Genomic DNA, 7331 nt, shown 5'->3' with positions numbered 1-7331 from the left:
CCAACTACCGGGTCTCTTATGTCTACCAGAAGGCCAACCAGACAGTGCCCGTCACCATCCGGGTCAAGAAGCAGGCGGACTTCGTGATCCAGAACACCACTGCTGAGCTTTTAGCCGGGGGCAAGAAGCAGGAGATCCATGCCACCTACAAGAATATCGGCGAGGATCCCGTAAGGGATGCTGTAGCCAGGCTTTCCATCTTCAAGCCCTTCTCCTCCACCGATGATCAGGCCTTCATAGGAAATTTGGATCCGGGAAATGAGACCACTGTCCTCTTCCGGATGGACGTCGACTCCGATGCTACAGCAAAGGATTATGGCATAAGCAGCGAGATCAAGTATACTGATGTCAATGGAGACACAGTGATCTCTGAGAGCATGAAAATACCGGTAAAGGTTGAGCCTGCCGCCCGGTCTCTTCTTCTGCCAGCAGCTCTAGCGCTTATTATCTTGATTGCTGTTGGTGGCTATATCTACAAGAAGAGGCAGAAAAAGGTCTGAATCTCGAATAGCTGAAGGAGGAGACCGGATTGGATGAATTGGTGCTGGCCAGCTGGAGTGATCGCTTCTGGGCCTGGCTGATCGATGTTCTGCTCATGGGACTCATATGGCATAGAGTAGTCCTGGTCCTTGGGATCGATCCAATGCATCTGGACGCAATGCTGATTCTGTCCGGTCTGATTTTCGTCTACTGGACCGCACTGGAGGGATACCGTGGGCAATCCCTGGGAAAGATGCTGCTCAATATCGTGGTGGTCGGGCCCTATGGAGAGGCCATCGGCTTTAGGGATTCGGCTCTGCAGTCCTTTGGCAAGGCCTTTCTCCTCCCCGTCGACTGCCTGATCGGCCTATTTGCCTTTCGGGGAAAGAGGCAGCGCCTCTTCAATAAGCTGTCGGACACCGTTGTCAAAAAGCAGGTTATATAAATTCTATGATTAAATTCCCGGCCAGACAAAAGATCAGGAGGGCGATGATCATCCTCTCTTTCGTGCTATTGCCCGCCACCTTTGTTTATATATCCTGTCCGGTAATTATCCGGGGTGCATCACAAGGAGTTGCCACTGGCGGCCTTATCGTATTCGTTCTCCTTTTCATCAGCTCGCTTCTTTTGGGCAGGCTGTGGTGCGGATGGCTCTGCCCAGGAGGGGGCTTGCAGGAAATTTATATTCTCCTAAATGATAAAAATGTTCGAACAGGGAGGATGAACCTGCTTAAATATCCGATATTCCTTTTCATACTTTTTATCCCACTCATCTCTGCAATTCGCTCTGCAGGAGGGCTGAAAACCATCGACCTCTTTTATTATACCGATCAGGGCATATCAATTGCACAACAGGGATCGTACACGATATTCTTTGTGCAGATCGCTTTTTTCACCGCCTTTGCCCTGCTAGCCGGCAAGCGTGCCTTTTGCCATTACTTCTGCCCGATCGCCGTGATTCTCATCACCGGAAGGAAGATCCGAGACCTCTTCCGCTGGCCTGCGCTGCAACTCTCATCCGATGCAGGCCGCTGTTCGAATTGCAGAAGGTGCTCGGCAACATGTCCCATGAGCCTTGATGTAAACCTCATGGTCCGTCAGAGGATCATGGAAAACAGCGAATGCATCCTCTGCGGCTGCTGTGTTGATGTCTGCTCGGAGAATGCGATTAGTTATTCATTTGGGAGGTGAATAGCGGTCGCATGATCTGGCGAATGCATGGGCCAAAGCCGCATACAGGGGAATGCTTATGCCAGATGGGGTGAATATAAGACACTTATGAAGATCGTGCAGGTCAAAGACGTATCCAGCAAGCCCAATCCCCATGGGGTGGATGCCCGGAGCATCAGCGATACCGAGAGCGCCCAGGTAGTGCATATAACCCTGCAGCCTGGTGAGTCATTGAAAAAGCACATCACTCCGGTGGATGTGATATTCTATGTCCTGGAAGGAGTTGGGGTGGTGGAGGTCGGCGAGGAGAAAGCGGTTGCAGGGGCGGACACCTTGATTGAGAGCCCGGCAAAGATTCCCCACCGCTGGATGAACGAGAGCAATAGCGTCACTCGAATCCTGGTGGTCAAGACCCCCAGGCCACGCGAGGCCACCAGGCTGCTTTGAGATCTACCTGGACACCAGGGCAAGGGTATATGATTGGCTCCTCGCTGTTTGGTGTGGGTTCGTGCAAAAGTCACAGGAATTCGACATTTTTTCATGATCCTCTGTGCGCTCTGTGACTCTGAGGTTTTATTCCGTAACTACCACGTGTTTGAATATTCGGCTACGAATATTAACCGCAGAGACGTGGAAATTTATCTTATTACCAGCACTTGAAAAAAATAGCATATTTCTGAGCAAATAGTCGTCTCCGTTCGTTCGTCCTCCGTGCGCTCTGCGCCTCTGCGGTTTTATTCCGTATTCCACCAGGATTAATTATCCTGCTACCCACTTGATACAGCGAAGAGCATCCTTTCTTTATCCTTTTTTCTCTCCTTTTGCCATCCCTTTCAGAAATGATTATAATCCATAAGGTTTGTTGAAAACAATCTGGCCTTGTGGGGGGCCGATTGTTATGGAAATGCTCCTGCTGGGGGATATTGCGGTCATATTCGTTCTATCGGTATTAGTACTCTTCATATTCCATAAGGTCAGGGCACCGGCAATCGTGGGCTTCATATTCACCGGGGCGCTGGCCGGCCCCCAGGGCCTGGGTCTGATTCAGGCCATCGAGCAGGTTGATGTCCTGGCGGAGATCGGCGTCATCCTGTTGCTCTTCACCATCGGGCTGGAGATCTCCCTGAAAGATCTGATGCAGATGAAAAAGTATGTCCTGGTTGGGGGCACCCTTCAGGTCGCCCTGACCATCCTCGCTGTCTATGCCCTGCTGATCTACTTTGGCCAGCCGGTCGGTACGGCTATCCTGATCGGATTTCTGGTCTCCGTGAGCAGCACGGCCATTGTGCTGAGGATAATCCAGAAAAAATCCGAGATGTACACCCCCCAGGGCAGGACCATCCTGGGCATTCTCATCTTCCAGGATATCGCTATAGTTCCCCTAATGCTGGCCGTCCCCCTACTGCCAGGCGCTGTGGGCGAGGTTCCTGAATCTCCCCTCCTCATTCTGGCCAAGGGCCTGGCTCTTGTCGCCCTGGTGATCATCAGCGCCAAATGGCTGGTCCCTCTTGCCCTTTACCACATCGCCCGGACGGATGATCGGGAGCTGTTCCTCCTGAGCCTGGTGGCGATATGCTTCGCCGTGGCCTGGGCCACCTCGTTGGCGGGATTGTCTTTGGGTCTGGGCGCATTTCTGGCAGGCCTCACCATATCCGAGTCCCAGTACAGCCATCAGGCCTTTGGCAATGTCCTGCCCCTGCGGGATGCCTTCACCAGCTTCTTTTTCGTCTCCGTCGGCATGCTCTTAGATGTCAATTTCCTGCTGGCTAATCCTCTCTATATCATCCTTTTAGCCTCCGGGGTGATGCTCCTGAAATCCCTGATCGCCGGGGCAACGGTGGCCATCATGGGCCTGCCCTTGAGAATTGCTGTTCTGGTCGGCCTGGCCCTCAGCCAGATCGGGGAGTTCTCCTTCGTCCTCTCCAAGGTGGGGCTGGAGTACGGCCTTATAAGCCAGGAGCTCTACCGGATATTTCTGGATGTTGCAGTCCTGACCATGGTGGCAACATCCTCTATCATAGCGGTATCCACAAAGCTGGCAGATGCCACATCAAGGCTCCCCCGTTTCCAGAGGCTGAATCGCTCCCTGCCTGCTAATATGCCGGATATAAAGACGATGAAAGACCACCTGATCATCATAGGATATGGGGTTAATGGCAGGAACGTGGCCCTATCTGCCAAGAGCGAGGCAATACCCTATGTAATAGTAGACATCGATCCAGAGACAGTGAAATCCGGTCTGCGTAATGGTGAGCCCATCCGGTATGGAGATGCCACCCAAGAGCATGTCCTCTTGAGCACTGGGGTCAAGAGCGCCCGGGTGATTGTGATAGCTATCTCCGATCGAACGGAAACTCGCAGGATGACCGAACTGGCCCGGAGGCTGAATCCCGACATATATATAATTGACAGGACCAGATACATCAATGAGATGAGCGCTCTATATAATTTGGGGGCAAATGAGGTTATTCCTGAGGAGTATGAGACCAGTGTGGAGATATTTTGCCGGGTTTTGGAGAAGTATGAAGTGCCAAGGGAGAGGATAGACTCTTTCATAAATCGTATCCGGGCAGATGGGTATGAGATGTTTCGCAGCATCTCCAAAGAGCCCTACTGCACCACTGACCTCAACATGATTCAGAATGAATTCATCACCATCAAGGTCCCGGCCGGCTCGCCTGCGGCAGGAAGGTCCCTGAAGGAGATCGGATTGAGAGAGATAGGCATATCCTTGCTGGCGGTAAATAGGGAATCTCAGGTGATCAATCATCCTGATGAGAGCTTCGTTCTTCAGCCGGATGATTTGGCCATCATCCTGGGTTCCGAGGCCCAGCTAGCATCGGTCGGCTATCTCTTCGGCAGGGCCGATGGCTCTCAAAATACGGCCTCGTAATCGTAGGCTCACCGCCCTGACAATATGACCGGTCACGATCAAGAAGGCTAATATTGATGTAAGGATGTAGAAGATACTGTTATGATACCGCTGGAATACCTTCTGCTGGGCGTAGCTGTAATGCTTCTCCTTAGCGTAGTATCCAGCAAAGCGTCCACCCAGCTGGGTGTGCCGACCCTGGTTTTATTCCTGCTGATCGGCATGCTGGCCGGCTCAGACGGGCCGGGGGGGATAGAGTTCAACAATCCCTGGCTGGCCCAGTACCTGGGTACGGTGGCCTTAATATTCATCCTCTTCTCCGGCGGCCTGGACACCAAATGGAAGGAGATCAAGCCCGTCCTGTGGAGGGGGGTGATACTCTCTACTATTGGGGTCATGCTCACCGCCATAATCGTCGGCTATGCAGCCTACTATGTGCTCGACTTCAGCCTCCTGGAGGCGATGCTCCTGGCGGCAATCATCTCCTCTACCGATGCTGCTGCGGTATTCTCCATTCTCCGCTCTAAGCAGATCAGCCTGAAAGGAGATCTAAGGCCATTGCTGGAGCTGGAGTCGGGCAGCAACGATCCCATGGCCATCTTCCTCACCACCAGTCTGATTGCATTGATCACCGGGGCGATTGCTTCCCCCACCACTCTGATCTCCATGTTCGCCCAGCAGATGGCCCTGGGAGCGGTATTCGGCTATATGATGGGCAGGGGCATGGCCGTTATCGTCAATCGCATTCGCCTCGATTATCGGGGTCTCTACCCCCTATTGACCATATCGCTGGTCCTGCTGACCTTTGCCTTGACTGCCGCTCTCGGGGGCAACGGTTTTCTGGCCGTCTACATCGCCGGATTGAGCCTGGGCAGTCACTCCTTTATCCATAAGCGCAGCCTGATAGACGATCATGATAGTATGGCCTGGCTGATGCAGATCGTCATGTTCTTAACATTGGGTCTGCTGGTCTTTCCATCGAAACTCATTCCAGTGGCAGGCATTGGTCTATTCATCTGCTTTGTGCTGATGTTCCTGGCCAGGCCAATGGCCGTTCTTATCTGCCTGTTGCCCTTCAGGAAAATGCCCCTCACGGAGAGGGTGATGCTCTCCTGGGTGGGGCTGCGGGGTTCGGTCCCCATCATCCTGGCCACTTTCCCCCTCATATCCGGGGTTCAGAAGGCTGATATGATATTTAATGTGGTCTTTTTCGTGGTCTTGACCAGCGTCCTGGCGCAGGGGTCGTCCATACCTTTCTTCGCTCGTCGACTGGGTGTGTATGCCCCCCTGGAATCGCTCCCCGAGCCGCCGGAGGCGGTGGCGGGAAAAGAGGAGTGGGAACCGCTGGTTAAGCTCAAGGTCCTTTCTGGCAGCGCTGCCGATGGAAAGCAGATCGCAGATCTGAACCTGCCCGATGATACCTGGATTGCGGTCTTGAGAAGAGAGGGGCACCCCATCCGTCCCGGCGGGAGCACCGTGTTGAAGGGAGGAGATCTCCTCTCCGTCCAGTCCAGCGGACCTTCCCTCGACCTCCTACGCTCTTTGGTGGAGAAAAAAGAGATCGCGAGCGATGATAATGAGCCTGAGCAGCAGATCATCCCCCGTGGTTAGGCTTTTTGGATCTTGAAGATCGCTTCGGCTGACCGATGCCAGAGGGAGAAGCCACTGTGCGCCGTTTATCATCAGGGATATATCAGGCCCGGAACAAGACCAGCCAGATGAGATAGATCATATAGGCGGACACGCCCAGGCCCCCCTCCAATCGGGAGATGCGTCTGCCGGTGAGGAATACAGGGACGCAGGCCAGGGCAACCAGGGTCATCAGGGGGATGTCGAAGAGCTGAAGCTGGCGGGTCACAGTCAGGCCAGTGGGGGCGGCCAGAGCGGCAAGGCCCAGTACGAGGAGTATGTTATAGATGCTGCTTCCCAGGAGGTTGCCGATGGCAACGTCCCTCTCATCTCTAAGGGTGGCAACGATTGTGGTGACAAGCTCCGGAGCCGATGTGCCGATGGCGACGATGGAAAGGCCAATTATCGCCTCAGGAATATCGATCATCCGGGCGAGGCCCGTTGCCCCATCCACCAGCCAGTCGGCTCCAATTACCGTTATGGCCATTCCCGCGATGAGCATGGCGGCATACTTCGCCTTTGCCAGCAGCTCTTTTCTCTCTGGCGACAGAGCCTTGACGCCACAGCCTTCCATGAAGCCATCGCCGCACATGTCCTCGAACTCCCTTTTCACATAGTCCGACTCTGCTCTGCTGCTGCGGACGACGGCCAGGGTGTATATTGCAGAGGCGCCAACCATCAGGACTCCTTCCAGTGGGGTCAGGACGCCATCTGAGGCCAGGCCGGCCAGAGCTGCGGCGGCGACGATCATCATGGGCAGGTCGAGACTGAGGACCTGCAGATGGAGGGCCAGGGGCCGAATCAATGCGCTCAGGCCAAGGATGAAGAGGATATTGACCAGATTGGTGCCGGCGATGTTGGCCACTGCCAGGGGACCGCTCCCCTGCAGCCCGGCGGTGATTCCCACTGCCAGCTCGGGCATGCTGGTGCCGATGGAGACGATGGTGAGGCCGATCAGCAGAGGATTTATCCCCAGCAACGCCGCCAGTCGCGATGCACCTCGCACTATCAGCTCCGCCCCCACGATGAGGGCGAGAAGGCCTGCGAAAAATATCATTGCCTCGTTCATGGATAGCTGCCTCCCATCTCTCCTGGCAGATTTCTGTTAGCAGACTGTCTGCTGCTCTCATGGTCCAGGTAGATGTGTCTAGAAGGGTAGTGACTACTCCCACCCCTTAAA

Annotated in this window: 7 protein-coding genes; 6 read left to right on the top strand and 1 reads right to left on the bottom strand. The window is 54.2% G+C overall.

The annotated features are described in order from the left end of the window. From BP822_RS05265 to BP822_RS05240, 6 genes are all read left to right on the top strand, one after another. A partial coding sequence (locus BP822_RS05265) for a COG1361 S-layer family protein (RefSeq protein ID WP_394339424.1) occupies window positions 1–500 on the top strand: 500 nt, incomplete at its 5' end. Window positions 501–529: 29 nt separating this feature from the next. Continuing rightward, window positions 530–925 carry an RDD family protein gene (locus tag BP822_RS05260; RefSeq protein ID WP_013719432.1) on the top strand — a complete coding sequence of 132 codons (396 nt, stop codon included), beginning with the start codon at window positions 530–532 and terminating at the stop codon, window positions 923–925. Between the two features lie 5 nt (window positions 926–930). Then, entirely contained in the window at window positions 931–1671 is a 741-nt protein-coding gene (locus tag BP822_RS05255; protein ID WP_273271416.1) for a 4Fe-4S binding protein, read from the top strand. An 87-nt stretch (window positions 1672–1758) separates the two neighbouring features. Next, window positions 1759–2097: a cupin domain-containing protein gene (locus tag BP822_RS05250; protein ID WP_273271417.1), complete on the top strand. Its 339-nt coding sequence runs from the start codon at window positions 1759–1761 to the stop codon at window positions 2095–2097. A gap of 451 nt (window positions 2098–2548) precedes the next feature. After that, window positions 2549–4543 (top strand): monovalent cation:proton antiporter family protein, encoded by a 1995-nt coding sequence (locus tag BP822_RS05245; RefSeq protein WP_286877876.1) that lies wholly within the window; start codon window positions 2549–2551, stop codon window positions 4541–4543. 81 nt (window positions 4544–4624) lie between these two features. Beyond that, window positions 4625–6133, top strand: a complete 1509-nt coding sequence (locus tag BP822_RS05240; protein WP_286877875.1) for a potassium/proton antiporter — start codon at window positions 4625–4627, stop codon at window positions 6131–6133. A gap of 82 nt (window positions 6134–6215) precedes the next feature. Here the strand turns inward: BP822_RS05240 and BP822_RS05235 are convergent, their stop codons facing one another. Continuing rightward, window positions 6216–7220 carry a calcium/sodium antiporter gene (locus BP822_RS05235; protein WP_273271420.1) on the bottom strand — a complete coding sequence of 335 codons (1005 nt, stop codon included), beginning with the start codon at window positions 7218–7220 and terminating at the stop codon, window positions 6216–6218. Between the last annotated feature and the right edge of the window lie 111 nt (window positions 7221–7331).

The organism is Methanosaeta sp. UBA458, from assembly GCF_002496085.1.
Taxonomy (GTDB): Archaea; Halobacteriota; Methanosarcinia; order Methanotrichales; family Methanotrichaceae; genus Methanothrix; species Methanothrix soehngenii.
This window is presented reverse-complemented; position numbering and strand designations above follow the sequence as displayed.